Here is a 22677-nt window from a genome sequence, read left to right as displayed (position 1 = left end):
TCGCCTCCCGTATTTATTATAAAACAAAGCGGCGGGCAAAACCCGCCGCAGATTCAATATAAAATAATTCAAGCCATGGCTTTCTCGTGTATTTTGGATTTTTTCGATCTGTCTACGTATGTCGTATGCAGCAGTTCGTGAGACACATGGCTGAGTGGATGTTCCAGAAATTCTTCGTAAAGTTTCTTTATAGAAGGATTTTCGTGAGATTTTCTTATCGTGCTTCTTTCGTCAATGGTGTAGATACCTTCCATTCTTCTTGTCAAAACATTTTTATCAAGGCTCTTAGGCTGTCCTCCACCACCTATACAGCCAGCTGGGCAAGCCATTATTTCAACAAAATCGTAGTACACTTCTCCGGAAGTAATTTTATCGAGCAACTTGCGAACATTCGCACCACCGTGGGCAACAGCAACTTTTAATTGCTTGCCATCGAAATCTATAGTGGCTTCTTTTATGCCATCAAAACCTCTAACATTTGTGAATTCAACTTTTGGAAGAGGTTTGCCCAATCCCAGCTCATAGGCCGTTCTCAGAGCGGCTTCCATAACACCACCAGTTACACCGAAAATCGCAGCAGCTCCAGTAGATTCTCCAAGCGGACTATCATATTCTTCGTCTGGCAAAGAGGCATAAGGTATTTTCTTCATTTTGATTAACTTTCCAAGTTCTCTTGTTGTCAGGACTATATCGACGCCAGGCATACCATTCACCATGTGTTGTGGTCTGATGATATCATCTTTTTTCGCCGTGCACGGCATAATGGAAACTACCAGAATATTTTCTGGATCAATACCTTTTTTCTTTGCAAAATATGTTTTCACAAGTGGACCAAGCATCTGGTGTGGTGATTTGGCAGAGGATAGATTTTTAAGAAATTGGGGATAGAGCTTTTCTGCCATATTCACCCACGCAGGGCAGCAAGTGGTGAACATTGGGAACGGTCCCCCATTTTTAAGCCTTTCAAGAAACTCTGACCCTTCCTCCATTATTGTTAGGTCCGCTGCAAAATTTGTATCAAAAACATAGTCAAATCCAAGTTTTCTCAAAGCTGCAACCATCTTTCCTGTTGAGATACTTCCCGGTTCAAGTCCGAACTCTTCACCAAGTGCGACTCTTGTAGCTGGAGCTGTTTGAACAACAAGAACTTTATCGTGCCTTTCCAATTCTTCAAGTACTTTTCTCACATTGCTGTTTTCTGTAATTGCCCCAACCGGGCAGAAAGCCGAACACTGTCCACATGCAATACAATCTGTTTCATAAACGGGCATCTCAAAAGCAGTTTGAGGAAGCGTCTCAAAACCTCTATCTACCATTGAGTAAATATCCATTCCCTGAAGTTCAGAACAAGCTCTTACGCATCTACCACAGACAACACATTTTTCAAGATCTCTTATTATTGATGGGGAACTGTCATCATAGACGGTACTTGTTTTTTCTTCGCTTGGAAAAAGATCCTGAATATCATAGCGATAAATGAGGTCCTGAAACTCACAGCGACCATTTACTTCACATGTCATGCAGTCTTTTGGATGTCTTGAGAGAAGAAGAGCCAGATTGAACTTCACAGCCTTTTCCACTCTGTCTGTCTTTGTTTTAATTTTCATACCATCTTGAACTTTTGTAGCACAGGCCGGTTGAAGGTTTCTCGCCCCTTCAACCTCTATGACGCAAACCCTGCATGCGCCAGTCGGTTCAAGTCTTGGATGATTACAAAGTGTTGGAATATAAACACCTGCGAGGTTACAAGCTTCCAGAATTGTTGCACCTGATGGAACCTGGTGTTGCTTTCCGTTGATCTCTACTAACACGCTTGCCACTGTGAACCCTCCTCGCGAACAGTCTTGTTAAAGTATTCACATAAAGTATAACACAAAAAGGCATCCAGCGGATGCCTTTTTATTTAACAGCCTCTTTTTGAAGTTGTTCTTTTGCAATTTTGACATATTCACTAAACGCCGGTGGGTCATTTATCGCAAGTTCGGCGAGCATTTTTCTATTGACCGAAATATTTGCAAGTTTCAGTCCATGCATCAACTGGCTGTATTTTAAACCATTCTGTCTTGCTGCTATATTAATTCTTGTAATCCACAAACTCCTGAAATCACGTTTCTTCAGCTTTCTACCGGCGTACGCATACCATTTTGCTCTGTAATAATGTTGTTTAGCCAGTCTGTATCTTCTTTTTATAGCACCCCTGTAACCTTTTGCAGATTTTAAAAATTTCTCTCTTCTTTTCTTTCTCGCATGCACTGATCTTTTGATTCGCATGGTTTGCTTCCTCCTCTCACTTTACGCCAAGAAGCCTTTTTACTCTCTTTTCGTCACCTTTTGCCAGAGCATCTTTCTTTCTGAGCACTCTCAGGGCTGAACGTCTTCTCTTACCCGTGGTATGTCTCGTGCGAGCATGGTTAAACATGACTTTGCCGCTTTTTGTGATCTTAAACCTTTTTGATGCTGTTTTGCTGACTTTCATCTTACACTTTGCCATGTTTTTTGACCTCCCTCAATTCTTTGGTTTGAGTTGCATCCACATGTCCCGACCTTCAAGTTTGGCATCTGTTTCAACAGCAGCAATATCGCTGACATCATTTGCTATTCTCTCGAGAATCTGCTTACCCTTTTCTGTAAAGGTAATTTCCCTTCCCCTGAACATGATTGTAACCTTTACCTTATCACCGTTTCCAAGAAATCTTCTTATGTGCTTTAGTTTTGTTTGGTAATCGTGCTCGTCGATTTTCAGCCTGAATTTCATCTGCTTGATTTCCTGCTGTTTCTGCTTTTTTCTTGCTTCTTTCTGTCTTTTGGAAATCTGGTACATATACTTGCCGAAATCCATGATTTTCACGACGGGTGGATCACCATTTGGGGAAACAAGAACCAGATCTAGTCCCTTTCTTCTTGCAATCTCCAGAGCCTCTCTGGAAGACATTATGCCAAGTTGTTTTCCATCAGAATCAATTACTCGAACTTTTGAAAATCTGATCTGTTCATTCTTCAACAATACCTGTTCTTTATCTATGATCTCTACCTCCTTATTAAAAAAATATGCGGGCAAACGCCCGCCTCCCATTACGGCCTGATTTTTTTTAAACCCCTTCGACTCTGTCTCGGGGTGGGAAGCAAGGCTTCCTCTTGCTCTGGTGGGCCGTGCAGGATTCGAACCTGCGACCCCCTGATTAAGAGTCAGGTGCTCTACCAGCTGAGCTAACGGCCCATTTCCCTGGTGCCCCTGGGAGGAATCGAACCTCCATTTGCGGATTAGGAATCCGCCGTTCTATCCTTTGAACTACAGGGGCACCGCTTTTTCATTTTATCATTTTACAAAATAGCTGTCAACAGATTAGACTTTCCCCAACATACGCATGCGTTCTACCCGGGTATTTTTTCCATAATATAATATACGATTGTGAAAAATTCACAAATGGAGGATATCTCGAACTTTCTGAGAGTTTCAAACAAAACAGGCGAATGTTTTCTTGAAAAAATATTCTTTTTTGCGGTTTTAACTTAATGGTTACCTTATAGCATCTGAATTGTAAATCTTGAATTCAATCAATTGTATGAGATAGAAACTGCTTGGCCATGATTTTGTCCTGTTCTATAAATTCTGCGTAAAATTTCACTCTTTCTAGAAAATCTTTTTCATTTATCAACCCTCTGCTTGTATAAACACTGGTCAATTTTGTGGGAATTTTCAGGTCTGAAAATCTAAAGCCCATTTTTTCTTTCAAAAGGTATTTCATACCATGTACAATTTTCGAAATTTTTATCAATTTATTAGCATCTACATCGTATCCAAGAATTTTTAAGCCTTTTTCTATAACAGGCATGTTGTACGTCCCTCGAGCGAAGAGGCATGTTACAAGGCAATTAGTAAGGTTCCTGATAAGGGATTCTTCGTACATGAGTTTTGTTTCTTTCGAAGGGTCGTTTTGCCTTCCTAAAAATTTTTGATCTATACTGTATCCGGCGCAATCTAAATGAGAATGTCTTACACCAACTGAGTATCCGACAAAAGCATTTATGCCTGTCATATAACCAGGAGCTTCGTTTTTATTAAAATGAATAGCAAAATCTTCTCCCCCATATTTTTTGGCGCAATAATATACTCCTTTTTCAAGATCTTTGTAAAATTCATTTGATTCATCAGATATGTTCTGCAGAACTTTCAGATATGTATTGCTGTCGCCAAAGCTTAGAACAATCCCATTGGTATGTGCAAGGTTGATTATCCCTTTTTGAAAAGCTTCAGTCGCCCATGCCAGAGTGACGCCTATACTTATCGCATCCCAGCCCTGTTTTTCTATGAACTGAAGAAGTTTTAAGATGTCCTCCGCTTTTGATATGCTTAGATTGGATCCTATTGAATAAATAAGTTCATGGTCGTATGACACTTTTATAGTTTTGTACATATGTGGATCTGCGAAGAGTTCTCTCAATGTTGCAACGTGGATACATCCAATTGGACAATGTGTACAGGATATCTGCTGTACTAAAAAATTATCGGCAAAGTTCTGACCACTTATTTCTCCAGCACTTTCAAAAAAGCCCTGCGAAAAGTTTCGTGTTGGCAACCCGTGGATCTCTGACAAAGGAATGACATTTGCAGCTGTGCCAAGGTCTCTATATTTGTAAGTTGTTTCAGAATAAGCGAGTGTCTTGAAAAGTTCATTGTAAAGAGATTGATATTCTTTTTTATCTTCAATATGAAAATATCTATTTCCGGATATAACGATAGCCTTGAGATTTTTAGACCCCATCACTGCTCCAAGTCCAAGTCTACCAAAGTGCCTTGAACTGTCTACTGTAACACAGGCTATGGGTGATAATCTTTCTCCAGCAGGTCCTATTCGAATTATGCTTTTTTTGCCTTTTCTTGTATCTTCTTTTTCGCGAAGAATTCTTTCTGTTGAAAGGGCGCTCCTACCCCAGAGTGATTTACAACTAACTATCTCAACACGTTCGTTGTCTACTGATAAATATGCGGGTTTTTCAGATTTGCCCGTTATTTTCAAGACATGGAATCCTGATGCATACATTGCCATGGAAAGTCTTCCACCGGCGTGGGACTCTCCTAAATCTCCAGTAAGTGGCGATTTGAATAAAGCAACAGTCTTTGAAGCACTTGGGAACCAGTTGTTGAAAGGACCTATCCCCAGAAAAATCGGGGCTGACGGAGAAAGTGGGTCGAGTTTTTCGTCGAATTCAGAAAGGGCAAGATAAGTTAACACGCCCGTTCCGCCTATGAATTTTGCAAACAGATCAGATATATCTTTCACTTTAGCCTTACCTGTGCAGAGGTCTATCTCAAGCATTTTGTACATTTGTTACCACCTCTTGCATATCTAAAACGTTTGTCGGGCAATACATAACACATACCCCACAGTGATAACAGGGTAACGGCATCTGGGTTTCATCATCCCACTGAAGAGCACCCGCACTGCAAGCTTTAACACATCTCATACAGTGAGTACATTTTTTTCGGTCTAATTCAACGCCATATCCTTTTTTTGATAGCTTCAGCGCTCCGGTCGGGCAAATTTCAGCACATTCTGGCTCGAGGCATGCCTGGCATATTCGAACTGAAAAAGCACCTTCAACACCCGGGTAATTTTTCACCCTCATAGCAGATTTTTCTATGCCAATTATGTTATGCCATGCCCTGCTACATGCATACATACATGAATAACACCCTATACATCGTTCTCTATCTTTGACAACAAGTTTTTTACCCACGTGACTCCCTCCAGATATCAGGAAGAGTATATCATTGATTGCCCATTAGCAGGGAATTTTCTGTATCAACTATTCCAAGGTCTGAAAATTTAAATTCTGGGCTGACTGTCAGAGCAAGGATTGTCAGAAAAAGAATGGGATTCTTGTGCTTAACACCGTTTTTTCTGAGGGATTTTTCAATGTCATCAAGTTTGCCAGCCACTTTTTCAACTTCATTTGAGGTTATGACCCCGCCGATTTCGAGTGGAAGTTTTAACAGGTTTTCTCCATCAAAAAACACCATGCCACCTTTCATATCAAGTAATTCTTCTGTGGCTTTTTTCAAGTGGTCAATTGATTTTCCCACAGCTACTATGTTGTGAGAATCATGCGCAAAACTGGAAACAATGGCTCCTTTGGTTAACCCAAAACCTTTCAGCAATCCGACGTGACCTTTTAGAGATTCCTCTCTCCTTCTGAAAACACACACATTGACATAATCACCATCAGCTATACCATCTCTAACAGAAACTGTTTCGTTAATCAAGCCGGTCAGAGTGTTGAATTGATTCATAGTTACTACATTTAACTTTCTTTTCCCGTCTTTTACATTTGTCAGTTTAAAAGCATCTGTGGTAATGTTTTTAATCTTTATAGTTTCTGGTAAATTCGAAAATTGGGCTGGTTTGAAAACGAGCTCGGAGAGCTCGGTTCCTTCGCAATAAAAATTTTCCACTGAAAGCTCTGTAATATCTTTTGTTGTAAAAAATGTTGCGATTTTCCCGGGAGATATGGAGCCCATATCGCTTATTTTCATATATGTGGCTGGTCTTATTGTTGCAGATGCTATTGCATCTAACGGTTTCCAGCCGTTTTTGATCGCGAGGGAGACAATTTTGTTGAGATGCCCTTTCACAAGTCTTGTTGGAATAACGTCATCTGTGACCAGTAGAATACGTGATCTATCTGGAAAATTCATGATCGATTTGATGTTTTCTTCACTCAGGGATTTTTCCTGTATCATAACATGCATACCTTTCGAGAGTTGTTCGTTGATTTTATCTGGATTCGTCAGAGTGTGATCAGAGCCGATGCCTGCGGCTATATATTTTGATAGTTTTTCCCCCCTCAAAGTTGGGCTGTGTCCTTCTATTAACAATTTATTTTTTCTGGCAACTTCTATGATTTTCATCAGTTTTTCGTTTTCCTCGATAACGCCAAGATAATCCATAACTTCTCCCAAGGCAATTACCCGATCTAATTTTGACAGTTCTTCTACATCAACAGGATCAATTGACGAATTTGCTGTTTCGAGTTTTTTTCTTGTCACAGGGACACAACTTGGAATGGCGCAGTAAAACCGCAATGGTTGATTATTTCCATCCTGAATCATAAATTTCACACCGTCAGCACCAAAAACATTGGCTATCTCATGGGGATCGTGGAGAACAGCTGCTGTTCCATGTTTGAGAGCAGCCTTTGCAAAACTACTGCATGTTACCAAACTGCTTTCAACATGCATATGAGCATCTATGAAGCCGGGTACAACATACTTTTCTTTCAAATCAATTAGCTGGCAAGGTTCATTTGTTGTTACTTCCCCTTCTTCAACAAATTCAAATCTACCCTGGTTAACAGAGAACCATCCTTTAAAAATTACCTGTCTTATAACATCAACTATCAGGGCATTTTTAAAGATTTTTCTTTGCAAGTTTATCCTCCTCAATCAGTATATCTATTGCTTTTAATGCAACATCTATTGCCTTTTTTTCTGCTTTAGAGAAAAGTTTTTCTTTTTCCTCAAGTGGCGGCTGGGGATTCAACCATATATTAGAATCGGTTGCCAGAATTGCACCTACCCGAACATGTTTGATTGTACCAAGAATAAAAGCTATTGAGCATTCTTGCTCTGCAGCAACGATCCCGCTATCGGTTAAAAATTTGTTTAAGCCTTCATCCTGCACATAATAGGCGTCTCTCGTGTAAACAATACCACTGTAATATTTATAACCCAACGACTCCGCTGCTTTAATGAGAGAAGAAGTGACCTGCAAATCAGCTACAGCAGGGAAAGCTGAAGGTGCGTAAGCATGAGATGTTCCTTCTCCTCTGTAAGCGGCAGTAGCAATTACCAGAGAACCTATGGGCATGTAAGACTGTCTTGAGCCTGCAGAGCCAACTCTTATGAGAGTTTTTGCCCCAATTTTTATCAATTCCTCAATAGCTATGGAGGCAGATGGACCACCTATGCCTGTTGAGCAGACGCTTACTTTTACTCCTCTTAATTTACCAGTGTAGACATGATAGGCACGATTTTCAGATATTTTTCTAACATCTTCTAATCTTTCGGCTATTTTAGCAGCCCGCGATTCGTCCCCGGGTATAAGAACATACTCCCCCACATCGCCCGGTTTACATCTTATGTGTTTTTGCAGACTCATTCATCTTCCTCCTTCAATGCAATTAAATCTTCTGAGAGTATATGCAAGAAGACATTTTGGTTTTCAAAAAATTGCTCAGCCTGTGATGGCTCAATTTCGACTACAAATCTTTTTTCACCTATTTTCAAAATAATTGCAACACTATCACCCTGAAAAATTTTAGATATCACAGTTGCACTAAACCTGTTTTCGCCATCATCTTTCACCAGTTTTATTTTTTTGGGTCTGGAAAACAGAACAACTTTTTCTCCTAATTTCAAAGGTGTGATCATACGAGCTCTGATGATTCTGTTTTCAGTGATTATAAATGCGAAATTTTCGATTATTTGTTTTACAACACCTTTTATCAATTCCTGAAAACCCATGAATTTCGCAACAAATGCTGTTTCAGGATTGGCGAAAACATTTTCCGGGTTTCCTATTTGTTCGATTTTTCCGTTTTTCATCACTACTATTTGATCTGACAAAGCTACCGCCTCTGATTGGTCATGTGTAACATATACGGTGGTGATACCCAGTTTCTCTTGCAGTTGCTTTATTTCATTTCTCATTTCTAATCTGAGATTTGCATCCAGGTTTGAAAGAGGTTCGTCCATCAGGAGTACATCCGGCTCTATAACCACGGCTCTCGCTATTGCAACTCTCTGTTGTTGCCCTCCGGAAAGCTGTGTAACCGATCTTTCTTCAAACCCCGAAAGACCAACCAGAGCTATTGCTTTTCTGACTTTTTGATCTATCTCATTTTTGTTCAATTTTCGCATTTTCAATCCAAATGCAACGTTTTGAAAAACATTCATATGTGGAAATAAAGCATAATTTTGAAAAACCACTCCCATGTTTCTTCTGTGTGGGGGAATCTGTGTGTAATCATTTCCTCTAAGAAGGATCTTCCCTTTTATTGGTGTCAGGAAACCGGCTATAGTCCTTAAAGTAGTTGTCTTTCCACATCCAGACGGTCCGAGTAATGATAGAAATGTGCCTTTCTCAATCTGAAGGTTGAGGTCTTCCAAAATCATAAGGTTTTTCTGATATGCGACTGAGATGTTCTGCAACTGTAAGAATGCCATTTTCATCCCTCACATCATTTTTGATATCCCAAAAAGTTTTTGTGCGAGAAGAACAATTAACAGTGTTGCACCTATGAGAATGGTTGAAAGTGCGGCTATGCTTGGATTATAGTAATATTCCATATAAGTCATCATAACGACAGGCAGTGTATTAACACCCGGTCCTGTTAGGAAAAGTGATACAGGAACATTGTTAAAAGATGTTATGAAAGTCATTATGAAAGCTGAAATAATACCTGTTCTTATGTTGGGTAAGACGATAAGAAAGAAGGTTTTGAGATGGTTGGCCCCAAGGCTTCTTGCTGCCTCTTCTATAGATCCAGGAAGATTTACAAGACTTGACAAAGTTGATCTTACTACATACGGTAAAACTATTGCAGTATGCCCTATCAAAAGGGTTGTTTCAATTGAAAAAACATTTAACAGCACAAAAAATCTGAGTAATGCAAGCCCGGCTACTAAGCCGGGTATTATGACAGGCAGGGTTGTAATGAATTCCAGAAAACGTTTTGCCCTGAAGTCATATCTTGCTGTCACATAAGCAACTGGCACACCAAGTAGTAACGAAACGGCTGAAGATAGTAGAGCCAACCTCAAACTGAGGAGAAAGCTTTTCTGAAACATAGGCATATTAATCACTTTTTTGAACCAGGACAGAGTAAAGCCTGTTGGAGGAAATCTGAGCGATGAAGTTGGTTCGAAAGATGCCAGAAAAATTACCAGAAACGGCCCAAGCAAGATGACTAAAACGACGATTAGAGCAAGAAGAATCCATCTGTTAATCTTCATTTGCTCACTCCCAGATTGCTGAGTTTTCGAGAAATGTAATTTATTAAGAGGGTGGTTAGAAACATAATCACTGCTATAACTGTTGCCATATTCCAGTCAAGTGTAACTGATGCCTTTTGGTATAAAAGAGTGCTTAACATCAAAACGCGACTTCCACCAAGTACAGCAGGGGTGACATAAGCTGTTATACAACCTGTGAATACCAATGTACATCCACTAACAATTCCTTCAGAAGTTAGAGGAAGATAGATTCTAAAAAACAAATTATAGCCGTTTGCGCCAAGGCTTTTTGCTGCAAGGGGTACTTCTTTTGGAAGGTTTTCAAGTGCGCTTACAAGAGATATTATCATCAGCGGAAGGAAAAGTTGTAACAGACCGAAAAAAACTGCACCGGGTGTGTACAAGAGCCTCACAGGATTGTCAAGTATTCCAAGTGCTGCCAATAGATTATTCACCAGGCCTTCTCTTCCAAGTACAGCGAGCCATGAAAAGGTTCTGGCAACAGAATTTGTCATGAGGGGAAATACAATTAATGTCATTAGCAAGCCTTTGAGTGAATCATTTTTAATGTTTGATATCGCCATGGCTGCTGGATAGCCAGTAAGGAGTGAGACAGCAGTCACGAGCAATCCTATAGTAAGGCTCCTTGTATAAGCATTTCGAGATACTTTTTGTGTGAAAAACTTTGAATAGCTGTCAACACTCCATCCTTTATCAGGCTGATAAATGCTCTGTGTTATTACAAATGTTAATGGTAAAACGAAAAAAATTATCAGAAAAAGTATGGCTGGCAGGATGAGAAAATACTTTCTCATTACTGAGCTATCATCCTGTTCCATTTATCAATCCATCTATCGTAATTCTCAACGATAAAATTCGCATCATAAAATACAAGTGAATTTATGTGTTCTTTTCCATAGGTTAATTTTTCTGCTATTTCTGGTGGTACAGATACTTTCACATTTACAGGGGAGTCCACTAAATCCATAGCTTCAGCCTGTTGAACTTCTTGGCTTATAATGAAATCTATATATTTATAAGAACTTTCCATGTTCTTTGCACCATTTATTATGCAGACGACATTGAGAAATCCAAGCATGCCTTCTTCTGGTATAACCCATGCTAACGGTAAACCTGTTTCAAGAAATTGGCCCCATGAGAATCTCGTAACAGGTGCCATCCAGACTTCGCCCATTTTGAACAGATTGATCAGCTCTGACGACGTATTGTAAAAAGTAACAACATTTTTTGATAGCTGTACAACTTTTTCAAAAGCGGCGTTGAGTTCGGGATCGTATGCATCCTGTCCAAAGATTTTATTGAAATGCATCATGAGTGCCGGACCCTGTGTCGTTGTAATGTTTGGAAGGCTTATGTGGTCTGCAACATCTTCTGACCAGAAATCTTTCCAAGAAGTAACAGGTCTTTTTATTTTGTCAGTTCTATAGACGATTCCAAGGCTGTAAACAGTATAGCCAATACCATAATGGTTTCCTAACGGATCTTTGGCAAATTCATACAGGTCGTTGTAGTTGCTTAATTTGCTAATGTCGATTGGCTGAAGGAGACCATTTTTTAAGGCAAGAGCGGCGTAGTAATCAACAAAATGAACCACATCTATTACTGGGTTATTTTTCTGGGAGATCAGTTTCGTTAATCTAACTGAGTTGTTGCCAATTTCGCGCACTATTTCTACACCGTATTTCTCGAAAAACGGTTTTGAAATGTTTTTGTCAAGTAAATCGAGGTTGAAACCCCATGTTGAAACATTAAGTTTTCCCGCTGAAAAGATATTGCTGCAAATCACAGTTAAGATGAATACCATCAAAAAAAGCTTTTTCATGAACATCCCTCCCACACTGGTTTTTAAAATTATACAATATAGATTCTAACTTAACAACTGTGCCTGATTGTAATTGTGTTAAACTTTGTTGTTGAGGTGCATCGGATGAAATTTCGAGTAATCGTTTTACTTATATTTTGTACGTGTACGATCTTTTCTGTAAGCTTAAAAATAGGCGTTTATCATAATCCACCATTAATTGATTTCATGGATGGAAAAGTTTCTGGTTTGTATTCTGAGATAATTCAGGAAATTGCAAATGCAAATAACTGGCAAGTTGAATATGTTTATGGAGAATTTTCACAACTCTTGGATAATTTACAAGCAGGAAAAATAGACCTTATGACTGCTGTGGCGTTTACTGAGGAAAGAGCAAAAATTATCGATTACAACAGAGAGTCTGTTATATTGAACTGGGGTGTTGCCTGCTCAAAAAAGCAAATTGATAGTTTTTTAGATTTGGATAATAAAATTATTGCAGTAGTTGAAAAAGATGTCTATGCAGATTATTTAGAGAGACAGGCTGGTGACTTTAATTTTCAGTTGAGATTTTTCGTTGTCGAGGATTACGAAGAAGCTCTGAAAGCTGTAAAAGATGGTTTAGCAGACATTGCGATTGTGAGCAGAATATTCGCTGCAAAAAATGCTAAGCGATATTCTCTAAAAATAAGCGGAGTTGTTTTTTCCCCTGTCGAGTTGCGTTTTGCTTTTCCAAAAGGGGCTCAACAAAATCACGTTCTTACCGAGCAGATTGACAATTATCTATCTTCATTGAAATCTGATTCATCTCGATATAATACTCTAATTTCACGGTATCTCGGAACCTACGTTGAAGAAAAAGTAATACCTCGATGGTTAAGCACAATTTTGATTCTATCAATTTTCGGGGTGGCTTTACTTGCACTCTGGATAATTTCTCTGAGAAAAATTGTTCAAAGGCGTACTCAGCAACTTGAGAAAATTGTGAGTGATCTGGATAAAAAAAATGAAGAGCTCACATCTGCCAACGAGGAAATACGGGCACAGGATCAGGAAATCAGAGCTATAAATGAGGAACTTGAAAAAACCTTAGAAGATCTTGAAATCTCTATCCGGCGTTTTGCACGATCTATGAATTTGTTTAATCGGCTCGTTACAGATACCGAGAATGAGCAATTTTATCAAGATATACTGGAAATTTTGAATTCCATTTTACCAGATTGCTCAACGGCGGTTGTTAGCGAAAATACATGCTATTTACAAACATCCACTGGAACAAAACACATTTTGAATGTAGATTTTTTCAGCGCAAATGATGGTAGATTTGATGGGATTCCGAAAGAATTTGAATTTCCCGAATTGGGAAAAGTTTCAGAAACTCTTTGCTTGACAGCTAATGAAAAGTTACTTCTGTTGCTTTTCAATCATTCTGAGCGGAAACTTTCTGAGGAATTTCTCAAGCTTGTAGAAGCAGCTGCAAGTGCCCTGAAAGCTTTCATCACAATAAGAAATTACGAAAATGAGCAGCAAAGAATGCATCAGAGGGTAATAGATGTTCTTCTTTCGGCTTTGAGCTATCACGAACCGTATACAGTGGAACATTCTTCTCGGGCACAAAAATACGCTGTAAAGATAGCCGAATATCTGAATCTTGAGGGTGAGAGAATAGCAAAAGTTTATTGGGCAAGTTTGATTCATGATATCGGAAAATTGGCAATACCAAGGGAAATTCTGCGTAAGCCGTCAAAGTTATCTCCCCACGAATATGAGCTTGTGAAAAAACATCCCGTAGTTGCCGCGGAGTTACTTGAAAAAGCCGGTTTAAGCGATATAGCAAAAATAGTACGTCACCACCACGAGAGATACGATGGCAGTGGTTATCCAGATGGCTTAAGAGGTGAGCAGATACCTGTTGAATCAAAAATAATATCTGTTGTTGACGCATTTGACGCCATGACAAGTGACAGGCCTTACAGGCCACGTTTATCTAAAGAGGATGCTATCAAAGAGATAAAGATGAACTCTGGAACCCAGTTTGATCCAGTTGTTGTTAATGTGTTTTTGAAGATTATGGAGCAGGAGATTGATAAAAATTCAAAGGAGTGAATTGGCTTGGTATATGTGTATCTGCTGTTCTCGCTTTTAATGTGGTCTTCTATGGAAGTGCTCACAAAACCCCTAATGCAGCAGGTAGATCCATTTTTTTTGACATTCTTCAGATTTCTTGTCGGAGGTATTTTTCTCGTAATTTTTGCAAAGAAGAAGATCTCACTTAAAGATGCCGGGGTGCTTGCACTGATAGGTTGCCTGAATGGTGTTGTTTCGATGTCTCTGCTGCAATTGTCGATTAAGTTTTCTAATGCATCGACTGCAGCTACTTTGGTGGCGACTAATCCTCTGTTTGTAAGTATTTTTGCATTTGCCTTGGGAAAGGAAAAACTCAATTTTAAAAAATTTGTTGGTGTTGTTGTTGGTTTGATAGGTATATTTGTTTTATCCTATGGCAAAGTTGAAGGAGATAGTACTTTTGGTTTAATTTGCGGTGTCGGTGCGGCTATTACTTTTGCTCTTTATACGGTTTTGATGAAAGATTTTACCTTGAAGTACGGATCAATGAACGCTACAGCATTTTCCACATTGTTTGCCGGGATAGTCTATGGGGCGATTTTATTGCTCGCAGGTAAGCTCGATATCCCGGAAGTGGCACTTAATGGCTGGATAATATTGCTTTATTCGGCCATTTTTGTTACCGGGCTTGCTTATGTTACCTTTTTCAAAGCTGTGGAAAAGCTTGGACCAAGCAGAGCCAGTTTGGTATTCTATCTGAAGCCAGCTGTGGCGAGCTTCTTTGCTTTTTTAATTCTGTCTGAGCCTGTGGGAATATTCAAATTTGTTGGAACTGCGATTATAATTGTTGCTCTGTTTATAAAATAAGGGGGAGGTGTTAATTTGAAGTCTTTCTGGGTAGTTTTTTTCTTGATGGTTTTGCTTATTCTGTTGAACGCAGATCAAATGGTAATGTCTCCAACTATAGGGATGATTGAAGAAGAATTTGGTGTTAGTGACGCTCAGATAGGACTGGTTGGGGCTATATTCACAGTAATAGGAGCTCTTATAAGTTTGGTGTGGGGATATCTGGCAGACAAATTTAACAGGAAGAACTTATTGCTTTACTCTGTACTTGTTGGAGAAATACCGTGCTTGATGACGGCTTTTTCTGGTTCTTTTTCCCAGCTTTTTCTCTGGAGAGCGCTAACCGGCATAGGGGTTGGTGCAAGTTTTCCTATCGTTTATTCACTTGTCGCAGATATGTTTGATGAAGTGAGCAGAGGAAAAATAGTTGCTTTCTTGACGTCGGCTATATCAATTGGAAATATTCTCGGTATGGTTATTGGGGGCTTTGTTGGTCCAAGTTTTGGATGGAGGATTCCATTTGTCATTGTTTCTCTACCAAATGTTTTTCTCACCATAGCCGCTTTTTTTGTTCTAAAAGAACCGAAGCGTGGTGCATTTGAGAAGGGTATTGGTGAACTCGTGAGGGCTGGTTACACTTATCCGAAAATTCCAAAATTTCGAGATTATGCAAAGTTGGTCACTATAAAGACAAACCTCTTTTTATTTCTTCAAGGAATTCTCGGTACTGTGCCATGGGGAGCAATCCCGTATTTCTTAGTTGAGTATTTCAGAAGAGAAAGAGGTTTATCTGTCGAGATTGCAACGATCGTCTTTCTCGTTTTCGGTTTAGGAAATATTCTTGGGACGGTTGTCGGTGGGTGGATAGGCACAAAGTTATATAAACGGTCCAGATCCATACTACCTGTTTTTTGCGGCATCAGTACTGCAGCAGGAGTATTGCTAACAATTATTACAATTGATTATCACGCAACAGGGCCAGGTGGTTTATTTGTACTTGGGACTCTTGGATTGTTTGCGGCCATGACAGATAGTATTACTGGACCGAATGTGAAATTCATGCTGATCAATGTAAACGAGCCTCAGGATAGAGGAAGAATTTTTTCAATTTTTAATCTTACAGATTCACTTGGTACAGGAGTGGGTAGGTGGATTGGAGGAGCTTTGTCAATAGTTTTTGGTTCTCTTGGCATCGCTATGAAAATCTCAGCGTATTTTTGGTTCGGTTGCACAGTTTTTTTGATGATCCTGTCCATCTATTTTTCAAAAGATGTTCAATCTCTTGAAAATAAAATGATCGCACTTGGAAAATCAAAACTGTAAAGGGGGAGATCTTATGTTTCCAGAGAAATTTCTTTTTGGGGCTTCAATGGCTGGCTTTCAGGTTGAAATGGGATGCGAGAAAGAAGATGTTGACCTTAACACTGACTGGTTTGTCTGGGTTAGAGAACCTGAAAATATTATCACAGGAGCAGTGAGTGGACATTTACCAGAGTATGGCGTTGGTTACTGGCGCAACTACGCAAATCTACATCAGCTTGCAGTTGATTTTGGTATGAACGCACTTCGAATAAACATAGAATGGTCGAGAATTTTCCCAAAAGAGACATTCAGCATATCTGTCCAGGTAAAAGGTGATGAACAGATAACTGAAATTGGGGTAACTCATGAGGCACTTAAAGAACTTGACGAACTGGCGGATAAAAATGCCGTGGATCATTACAGATCTATTTTGAAAGACATGAAAGATCGTGGCTTGAAAGTAATCCTCAATTTATCTCATTTCACGCTTCCACTATGGATACATGACCCTGTGGCAGTGCATAGGGGGAAATCAACGGAAAGAACAGGCTGGGTTAACAAAAAAACGGTGATCGAATTTGCCAAGTTTGCTGCTTATATAGCCTGGAAATTCGATGATCTGGTAGATATGTACAGTACAATGAATGAGCCGAATGTTGTAAGCCAGATGGGATATATAATGAGTAGATTTGGTTTTCCACCATCCTATTTTGATCCACAAATGTACATGAACAGCCTTTTGAACCAGGCAGAAGCTCATGCGAGGGCTTACGACGCCATTAAAGCAATCAGTAAAAAACCCGTTGGAATAATCTATTCGGCGTCTGTGTATGAATCTATCGACAATGATAGAGAAATTGAAGAAAATGCCACACAATTAATGAATTATTCTTTTCTGGATATGATTCATTCTGGAAAGATTTTCTTTCAGCAAAGAGAAGATATGAAAAATAAGCTTGATTTTCTTGGTGTGAATTATTACACCAGAACTGTAATAAAAAGAACAGAATCCATAAATTTTGGCCCGGTTTCTCTTGACTGGACGATAGTTGAAGGGTTTGGATACAACTGCCAAGCTGGCGGTTATTCAAGAGACATGAGACCAGTGAGTGATTTTGGATGGGAAATATATCCAGAAGGTTTGCTCAAGGTTCTCAAGCAGATGTATGAACACTATAAATTACCGATAATTGTGAGTGAAAATGGTATAGCAGATTTCAGAGATTGTCTCAGACCTTATTATCTGGTGGGACATCTTTATGCAACAGAAAAGGCAATTGAAGAAGGAGTGGATGTTGCTGGATATCTTCACTGGTCGATAGTGGATAACTATGAGTGGGCGCGAGGTTATCATATGCGATTTGGACTTGCTGAAACCGATTACAATACTAAGAAGTTCATTCCAAGACCATCAATGTATATTTTCAGGGAAATTGCTAAATCTCATACATCGAAAATTTTTCTGCACTATTTGAACTCGCCATACGATATATGGAGATTGGGATGAGCGATGCGGCCCCATTGGGGCCGCACATTAATCAAATTTCTGTTTTTCTCGAGAAAAGTACTCTTAGCGAGTTAAGCACGCATAAAAGTGCCACGCCGGTATCTGCAAAAACTCCCTGCCACATGGTTGCTTTACCTGTTATAGCAAAAAACATAAATAGCAGTTTTATTGTGATCGCAAAAAAGATATTTTCAAGTACTATTTTCTTGGTCATTCTGGCTATATTTATAGATTCCACAATCTTAATTGGTTCAGCTCCCATGATAACCACATCTGCTATCTCAACAACAGCATCGTTGCCAAAACCGTTCATTGCTATTCCAACATCTGCTCGAGCAAGTGCTGGAGTATCATTTATACCATCTCCAACAAACGCTGTTTTTCCGCTTTTTAATATCTTTTTCTCAAGAATATCTATTTTGTTTTCGGGGAGCAATTCAGAGTAATAATCTATGTTTGAAAGTCTTTCTGCAATCTCTCTTGCGGCGCTTTCATTGTCCCCTGTTAACATGTAAACTGATAATCCTTTGCTTTTGAGTAAATCAACTGTTTTTCTGGAACTTTCTTTTAGTTTGTCCGCAAGCAAAATGTTCCCTGCATACAGTCTATTTACTGAAACATGGACAGTTGATTTCTCGTCAAGTTTGCAAACAGTTTCTGGATGGGGAATATTTTCTCTGTGAAGAAGTTTGTCGTTTCCTACATGGACGAGTTTCCCATTTATCGAGCAGGTTACGCCAAATCCATTCAGCTCATGAAAATTTTTTATAAGAGAATGATCTATCTTTTTGAAATGTTTCAGTATAGACCGAGCTATGGGGTGATTTGAATTAGCCTCAGCATGAGCAGAGTACATCAACAGATCATCTTTCGAAAAACCGTTTACACTGTTAATATTCGTTATTTCAAAGCTACCATGCGTCAGAGTTCCTGTTTTATCAAACACAATGTTTTTGATATTGGCCAGAGTATCAAGATAACTTGCTCCCTTTATCAAAATTCCTCGTTTTGAAGATTTTCCAATACCGGCAAAATATGTTAATGGGATTGCAAGTACAAGAGCGCATGGGCACGATATTACAAGGAGTATTAATCCACGGTAAATCCATTGGTTGAAAGATTCATTCAGTATTACAGGGATCAGGAAAGATATCAGCGCAGCTGTTATTACTACCGCAGGCGTGTAATATCGCGCAAAAGTTGTAATGAATCTTTCTGTCTTTGCTTTTCTTTCTGAAGCACTTTCAACTAATTTCAATATATTTGCCATAGATGAATCAGAGTATTTCTTTGTAACTTTAATTTTCAAAGAACTTTCCCTCACTATAGTTCCTGCAAGAACGCTATCCGAAATAGCAACATGTCTTGGAATAAATTCACCTGTAATTGGTGAACTATCTATGTAAGCATCTCCCTCAACAACTATTCCATCGGCAGGCACTTTTTCCCCGGGTTTTACCAGAACAATTTGCCCGGGCTCAAGTTTTTGAGGATCTGTTTCAAGTAGCTGTGAGCCACTTACCAACCAGGCGTGTTTCGGTGTAGATTCAATCAGAGATTTTATAGATTTTCTCGATTTATCTACTGCCAGGTCCTGGAAATACTCACCTGTTTTATAAAAAACCATAACCGCGGCGGCTTCAGGAAATTCTTTCAGCAAAATAGCGCCTATTGTTGCCACACTCATCAGAAAGTTTTCATCAAGGAACGACCTTTTTCTAATATTTGAAATAGATTTTTTTATGACATCTGCACCACTTATCAAATAAGAAACAATTGCAAAATACCATATTCCGGTTATTAGAGAGAGCACAAGTAGGGCTGAAGAAAGTATTATAAATGTAAGTTGTTTGTGCTTGTTGTGATTCTTTTCATCGGATATTTCCACGTTTTCCTCAACAGATTTTATTATTTTTTTCACATCAACAAATTCCTCACATTCAATATCAAGAGTTCCAAGAGAAAAATTCAGGGTTGCTTTCTTAACTCCCTCCGAATTTTTTAGTGCGTTTTCAATTTTTGCTGCACAATCAGGGCAGTGAAGATTTTTTATTTCATAGCGCTTTTTCACTTTTTTCCCTCCTTTACATGTTCAAGTGCAGCTTGAAGAAGTATACTGACATGCTCATCGGAAAGCGAATAGAATATTTGCTTACCCTTTCTTTCTGCTTTTACGAGTTTTGTCATCTTCAAAATTCTCATTTGATGAGAAGTTGCTGATTTGGATATATTCACCGCTGCTGAAATGTCACAACTGCATAATTTTGCCCTTGAAAGGCACAGTAGAATTTTCAGACGAGTTGAATCTGAGAAGGTGGAGAAGAGCGTAGCCATGTTATAGACTGTTTCTTCATCTTCCAGTTTTTCTAAAACACTCTTAACGGTTTTGTTGTGAATTTTCTCTATAGAACATGTATTTTTGTTTTTCCTCATATCATCACTCCGATAGTTGAACAACTGTTCAACTGTTATTTTAATACAAACAACCCTCTGCTGTCTACAGAAAATTTTGTTTGAACTAAACTGTAATAAAAAGGAAAAAGATATCCAGTTTCTGTCTTTTTTAGAATTGTATCTATTTGTGCAAATAGATCTTTATGTCCATGTATCTTTCAAGAGCTTCTTTGATTGATTTTGCTATTCGGGACAAGTTAATTGCCACGTGGTGTTCGAATCCTTCAAGGCATATATAGTTCATGAGCCCGTCTAAATTAGATATCTTTGCAATACCTCTTGAGCCAAAAGTTTTTGGATTTTGTGATAATATTTCACCCTCACCAACATAACCTTTTACAGAACCATTTATGTCTTCAGTTGATAATCTGAGAAATGTAAAAGGACCACTTTTTATCTTTCCAGCACAGGCTCCGTATGCGTTTTGGTTTCCAACAGTAGTTCCTATGACATCTGCATAACGTATTTCTACAGATTCATACAGAGATGGCGGAAAATTTCCGCAGTGGAAGAGCATAACCTCATTTTCTAAATAATTGTTATTCCAGTCAACTAAAGCTGAAGGTTTACCTGACGCGCTCTGCAAAATATACATTGAAAGTGCACCCATTACATCGACCTCACAGGCACTGGGTTTTAATTTTTCGCTCATCATACTCATTACTGCGCACGGTGTGATATGGAGTTTCTTCTCGAGAATAGTCCAACATTGAATTGCTGTGGCATCCAGATCGTTTTCTGAAATCCACTCTTCTATAATCACCGAAAGCTTTGCTATACTGACCAAAGCGCTATCTGGAACAATTTGAGTGTGGTAGATATTTTTCATTGTCTTGATTTTTTCAATCACTCTGTCATTATCATCAGAAATTTCGTCCACTTTAAATATGACTTCTGAGAGATCAATTGTTTCAACACTTATATTCATTTGTTCAAGAAGCTTTTCAGAAAATCTCACGGTGTTGAAAGCACCTGGTCTTGCACCAATAGCGCCTATTCTAACTTTTTTCAAAGCTTTCACAACACGGCAGACACCTGCAAACCATTCAAGGTCATTTTTAAAAGATTCTGATTGTATTTGTTCTGTGTGATGCCATTTTTTGTTTTCTGCGAACGATATTCCCTTACCTTTTGCTGTATGAGCGATTAGATGAGACGTGCATGCTGGATGTGATGATATAGACCATTGTAGATGTTCATGATACGTTTGTTAAAATATGGTTGTTGCAGAAGGAGGTTTTTGCGTGAATTACATTAATGAAATAGTACAACTTTGCATTGATGCGCTTAAAATGGGGTCTCTTCCGATAGGTTGTGTTATTGTGAATGGTTCGGGAAATATAATATCAAAAGGAAGGAACGCGATTCATGAGAGCAATTTTTCTGGATACCCTGTTTTTGGAAACAGTATTGCACATGCTGAACTAAATGCTCTCGTTTCAATGAAGAGAATCCCAGACAATATGGAAATTTCTGATTATGTTATTTATACTTCCATGGAACCATGTGTTATGTGTTTTGGAGCAATTTACATGTCTGGTATAAGAAATGTGGTTTACGGTATGAAAGATGGGGTGGGAGGCGGATTGAATTTATACGGTGTTACGGAATATTATGGAAAAAAGAAAATCAACATTGTTCAGAATAAAAAGCTTGAGAAAATGCAGGCCGTGTTATTTGGTTTCATGCGTGATAAAGACTACATAAATAGAGGGGGCCTCTGGCAAACTTACCTTTCGATGTATTCAGAGGAATATAAAATAGCTGAACAACTCAGAAAAAATGAAATTTATGGGAAACTCCTTGCAGGTACGATGAATGCCTCTCAATTCATCAGCGTCGTTGAAAAATTTATCTGTGATCTGAATAAGTAGATGTTTTTTAAGGTAACCTGAGTTCATCTCCAGCTTGTAAAATCACACATTTCTCTTTCAGTTTTTTCTTGAAAATTTCTACAGCATCCCGACCAGTACAATGAAGTGGTATGATATATAAGTCATTTTCGAAAAAAAGTTTTGCTATTCTTTCGATCCGTCCTAAGGGCGAATTCACCAGGTGAAATCCACCGATAACATAGTTCACTTTTCTATTTTCAAGAACATATTCTATTATGTTTTCGATTCCTCTGTGTGCACAGCCAGTAAATAATTTATCCTCTATAACAATATTTATTTCGTCTTCAAACAAGTCATATTCACCATTTTTTGTAAAATTTTTGTCTATTATATTCTCGAATAAAGGTACAGAATTAATGAATTGAATTTTATCAATTGTTATATCATCCCGCAGATATCTGATTTCCAACCCTGTTTTTTCCAGCTCAAATGGGATGCCTGCAGGTTTGTTCTGACTGTATTTTTGAACAACTGCTTCTTTATGAATATACACGGTTGCATCTACATTATCCCAGTATTTCAACCCTCCGGCATGATCGTAATGGCCATGTGAGATTATGATTTTCTCTATTTTTTCAAAATCAATATTCATTATGCGGCCATTTTTCAGGAAAACATCAGTTTGTCCTGTGTCAAAGAGTATTTTGTCATCAATCAAGATTGAAAGTCCGTGCTCACTGTAAAAACCTTCTCTGGCTTTGTCATTGCATAAGACCTTCAGATTCACAGTATCACCTTCTAACTTTTATTGTACTATCTTAATTGAGAT

Annotated in this window: 21 protein-coding genes and 2 tRNA genes; 5 read left to right on the top strand and 18 right to left on the bottom strand. The window is 38.7% G+C overall.

The features are described from left to right. Positions 1-68 precede the first annotated feature (68 nt). From TEL01S_RS06890 to TEL01S_RS06825, 14 genes are all read right to left on the bottom strand, one after another. Positions 69-1820, bottom strand: coding sequence for an NADH-dependent [FeFe] hydrogenase, group A6 (locus TEL01S_RS06890; RefSeq protein ID WP_028843928.1), 1752 nt, complete (start codon positions 1818-1820; stop codon positions 69-71). Positions 1821-1899: 79 nt separating this feature from the next. After that, entirely contained in the window at positions 1900-2271 is a 372-nt protein-coding gene (rplT, locus tag TEL01S_RS06885) for a 50S ribosomal protein L20 (protein ID WP_012003382.1), read from the bottom strand. Positions 2272-2287: 16 nt separating this feature from the next. Beyond that, positions 2288-2491, bottom strand: a complete 204-nt coding sequence (gene rpmI, locus TEL01S_RS06880) for a 50S ribosomal protein L35 (RefSeq protein WP_012003381.1) — start codon at positions 2489-2491, stop codon at positions 2288-2290. 15 nt (positions 2492-2506) lie between these two features. Beyond that, entirely contained in the window at positions 2507-3058 is a 552-nt protein-coding gene (gene infC, locus TEL01S_RS06875) for a translation initiation factor IF-3 (protein ID WP_012003380.1), read from the bottom strand. A gap of 83 nt (positions 3059-3141) precedes the next feature. Continuing rightward, positions 3142-3217, bottom strand: a tRNA-Lys gene (locus TEL01S_RS06870). Positions 3218-3224: 7 nt separating this feature from the next. After that, positions 3225-3299, bottom strand: a tRNA-Arg gene (locus tag TEL01S_RS06865). 252 nt (positions 3300-3551) lie between these two features. Further along, entirely contained in the window at positions 3552-5327 is a 1776-nt protein-coding gene (locus TEL01S_RS06860; RefSeq protein WP_012003379.1) for an aldehyde ferredoxin oxidoreductase N-terminal domain-containing protein, read from the bottom strand. Beyond that, entirely contained in the window at positions 5311-5739 is a 429-nt protein-coding gene (locus TEL01S_RS06855; RefSeq protein WP_012003378.1) for a 4Fe-4S binding protein, read from the bottom strand. Before TEL01S_RS06855 ends, TEL01S_RS06860 begins: the two co-directional genes overlap by 17 nt. A 31-nt stretch (positions 5740-5770) precedes the next feature. Next, complete coding sequence (locus TEL01S_RS06850; protein WP_012003377.1) at positions 5771-7429, bottom strand: adenine deaminase C-terminal domain-containing protein; 1659 nt, start codon at positions 7427-7429, stop codon at positions 5771-5773. Continuing rightward, the gene (locus TEL01S_RS06845; RefSeq protein ID WP_012003376.1) at positions 7410-8159 is read right to left on the bottom strand and encodes a nucleoside phosphorylase; all 750 of its coding nucleotides are present in this window, start codon (positions 8157-8159) and stop codon (positions 7410-7412) included. The genes TEL01S_RS06850 and TEL01S_RS06845 overlap by 20 nt, the downstream gene beginning before the upstream one ends. After that, positions 8156-9226, bottom strand: coding sequence for an ABC transporter ATP-binding protein (locus tag TEL01S_RS06840; RefSeq protein ID WP_012003375.1), 1071 nt, complete (start codon positions 9224-9226; stop codon positions 8156-8158). Before TEL01S_RS06840 ends, TEL01S_RS06845 begins: the two co-directional genes overlap by 4 nt. Before the next feature lie 9 nt (positions 9227-9235). Continuing rightward, positions 9236-10015 (bottom strand): ABC transporter permease, encoded by a 780-nt coding sequence (locus TEL01S_RS06835; RefSeq protein ID WP_012003374.1) that lies wholly within the window; start codon positions 10013-10015, stop codon positions 9236-9238. Beyond that, entirely contained in the window at positions 10012-10830 is an 819-nt protein-coding gene (locus TEL01S_RS06830; protein ID WP_169728191.1) for an ABC transporter permease, read from the bottom strand. Before TEL01S_RS06830 ends, TEL01S_RS06835 begins: the two co-directional genes overlap by 4 nt. Continuing rightward, the gene (locus TEL01S_RS06825) at positions 10830-11858 is read right to left on the bottom strand and encodes an ABC transporter substrate-binding protein (protein ID WP_012003372.1); all 1029 of its coding nucleotides are present in this window, start codon (positions 11856-11858) and stop codon (positions 10830-10832) included. The genes TEL01S_RS06830 and TEL01S_RS06825 overlap by 1 nt, the downstream gene beginning before the upstream one ends. Positions 11859-11963: 105 nt before the next feature. On the opposite strand from TEL01S_RS06825, the gene TEL01S_RS10845 reads away from it, so the two are divergent. From TEL01S_RS10845 to bgaS, 4 genes are read left to right on the top strand one after another with little or no spacing between them, the layout of a single operon-like run. After that, a complete protein-coding gene (locus tag TEL01S_RS10845) occupies positions 11964-13943 on the top strand; it encodes an HD domain-containing phosphohydrolase (protein ID WP_070104241.1) in 1980 nt (659 codons plus the stop codon). A 15-nt stretch (positions 13944-13958) separates the two neighbouring features. Continuing rightward, entirely contained in the window at positions 13959-14771 is an 813-nt protein-coding gene (locus TEL01S_RS06815; RefSeq protein WP_228369055.1) for a DMT family transporter, read from the top strand. A 45-nt stretch (positions 14772-14816) separates the two neighbouring features. Continuing rightward, positions 14817-16073: an MFS transporter gene (locus tag TEL01S_RS06810; RefSeq protein ID WP_038051840.1), complete on the top strand. Its 1257-nt coding sequence runs from the start codon at positions 14817-14819 to the stop codon at positions 16071-16073. Positions 16074-16086: 13 nt separating this feature from the next. Then, a complete protein-coding gene (gene bgaS / locus TEL01S_RS06805) occupies positions 16087-17559 on the top strand; it encodes a beta-galactosidase BgaS (protein WP_028843931.1) in 1473 nt (490 codons plus the stop codon). 31 nt (positions 17560-17590) lie between these two features. Here the strand turns inward: bgaS and TEL01S_RS06800 are convergent, their stop codons facing one another. The 3 genes from TEL01S_RS06800 to TEL01S_RS06790 form a co-directional block, all read right to left on the bottom strand. Then, positions 17591-19630 (bottom strand): heavy metal translocating P-type ATPase, encoded by a 2040-nt coding sequence (locus tag TEL01S_RS06800; RefSeq protein ID WP_012003367.1) that lies wholly within the window; start codon positions 19628-19630, stop codon positions 17591-17593. After that, entirely contained in the window at positions 19627-19992 is a 366-nt protein-coding gene (locus TEL01S_RS06795; protein WP_028843932.1) for an ArsR/SmtB family transcription factor, read from the bottom strand. The genes TEL01S_RS06800 and TEL01S_RS06795 overlap by 4 nt, the downstream gene beginning before the upstream one ends. Before the next feature lie 142 nt (positions 19993-20134). Continuing rightward, positions 20135-21034 (bottom strand): L-fucose/L-arabinose isomerase family protein, encoded by a 900-nt coding sequence (locus TEL01S_RS06790; RefSeq protein WP_232504350.1) that lies wholly within the window; start codon positions 21032-21034, stop codon positions 20135-20137. Between the two features lie 223 nt (positions 21035-21257). On the opposite strand from TEL01S_RS06790, the gene TEL01S_RS06785 reads away from it, so the two are divergent. Continuing rightward, complete coding sequence (locus tag TEL01S_RS06785; protein WP_012003356.1) at positions 21258-21887, top strand: nucleoside deaminase; 630 nt, start codon at positions 21258-21260, stop codon at positions 21885-21887. 7 nt (positions 21888-21894) lie between these two features. Here TEL01S_RS06785 and TEL01S_RS06780 read toward each other — a convergent pair whose 3' ends face one another. Then, the gene (locus TEL01S_RS06780; protein WP_012003355.1) at positions 21895-22635 is read right to left on the bottom strand and encodes an MBL fold metallo-hydrolase; all 741 of its coding nucleotides are present in this window, start codon (positions 22633-22635) and stop codon (positions 21895-21897) included. Between the last annotated feature and the right edge of the window lie 42 nt (positions 22636-22677).

The sequence above is a fragment of the Pseudothermotoga elfii DSM 9442 = NBRC 107921 genome (assembly GCF_000504085.1).
In the GTDB taxonomy this organism is placed as follows: Bacteria; Thermotogota; Thermotogae; order Thermotogales; family DSM-5069; genus Pseudothermotoga_B; species Pseudothermotoga_B elfii.
The sequence above is the reverse complement of the archived record's forward strand: the minus strand, read 5'-3'. Positions and strand labels throughout refer to the sequence as shown.

Excerpts from the sequence above, each read along its gene's own strand:
- rplT (WP_012003382.1), bottom strand. The coding sequence starts at position 2,271 with ATGCGAATCAAAAGATCAGTGCATGCGAGAAAGAAAAGAAGAGAGAAA.
- rpmI (WP_012003381.1), bottom strand. The coding sequence starts at position 2,491 with ATGGCAAAGTGTAAGATGAAAGTCAGCAAAACAGCATCAAAAAGGTTT.
- TEL01S_RS06860 (WP_012003379.1), bottom strand. The coding sequence starts at position 5,327 with ATGTACAAAATGCTTGAGATAGACCTCTGCACAGGTAAGGCTAAAGTG.
- TEL01S_RS06845 (WP_012003376.1), bottom strand. The coding sequence starts at position 8,159 with ATGAGTCTGCAAAAACACATAAGATGTAAACCGGGCGATGTGGGGGAG.
- TEL01S_RS06840 (WP_012003375.1), bottom strand. The coding sequence starts at position 9,226 with ATGGCATTCTTACAGTTGCAGAACATCTCAGTCGCATATCAGAAAAAC.
- TEL01S_RS06835 (WP_012003374.1), bottom strand. The coding sequence starts at position 10,015 with ATGAAGATTAACAGATGGATTCTTCTTGCTCTAATCGTCGTTTTAGTC.
- TEL01S_RS06830 (WP_169728191.1), bottom strand. The coding sequence starts at position 10,830 with ATGAGAAAGTATTTTCTCATCCTGCCAGCCATACTTTTTCTGATAATT.
- TEL01S_RS06825 (WP_012003372.1), bottom strand. The coding sequence starts at position 11,858 with ATGAAAAAGCTTTTTTTGATGGTATTCATCTTAACTGTGATTTGCAGC.
- TEL01S_RS10845 (WP_070104241.1), top strand. The coding sequence starts at position 11,964 with ATGAAATTTCGAGTAATCGTTTTACTTATATTTTGTACGTGTACGATC.
- TEL01S_RS06810 (WP_038051840.1), top strand. The coding sequence starts at position 14,817 with ATGGTTTTGCTTATTCTGTTGAACGCAGATCAAATGGTAATGTCTCCA.
- bgaS (WP_028843931.1), top strand. The coding sequence starts at position 16,087 with ATGTTTCCAGAGAAATTTCTTTTTGGGGCTTCAATGGCTGGCTTTCAG.
- TEL01S_RS06795 (WP_028843932.1), bottom strand. The coding sequence starts at position 19,992 with ATGAGGAAAAACAAAAATACATGTTCTATAGAGAAAATTCACAACAAA.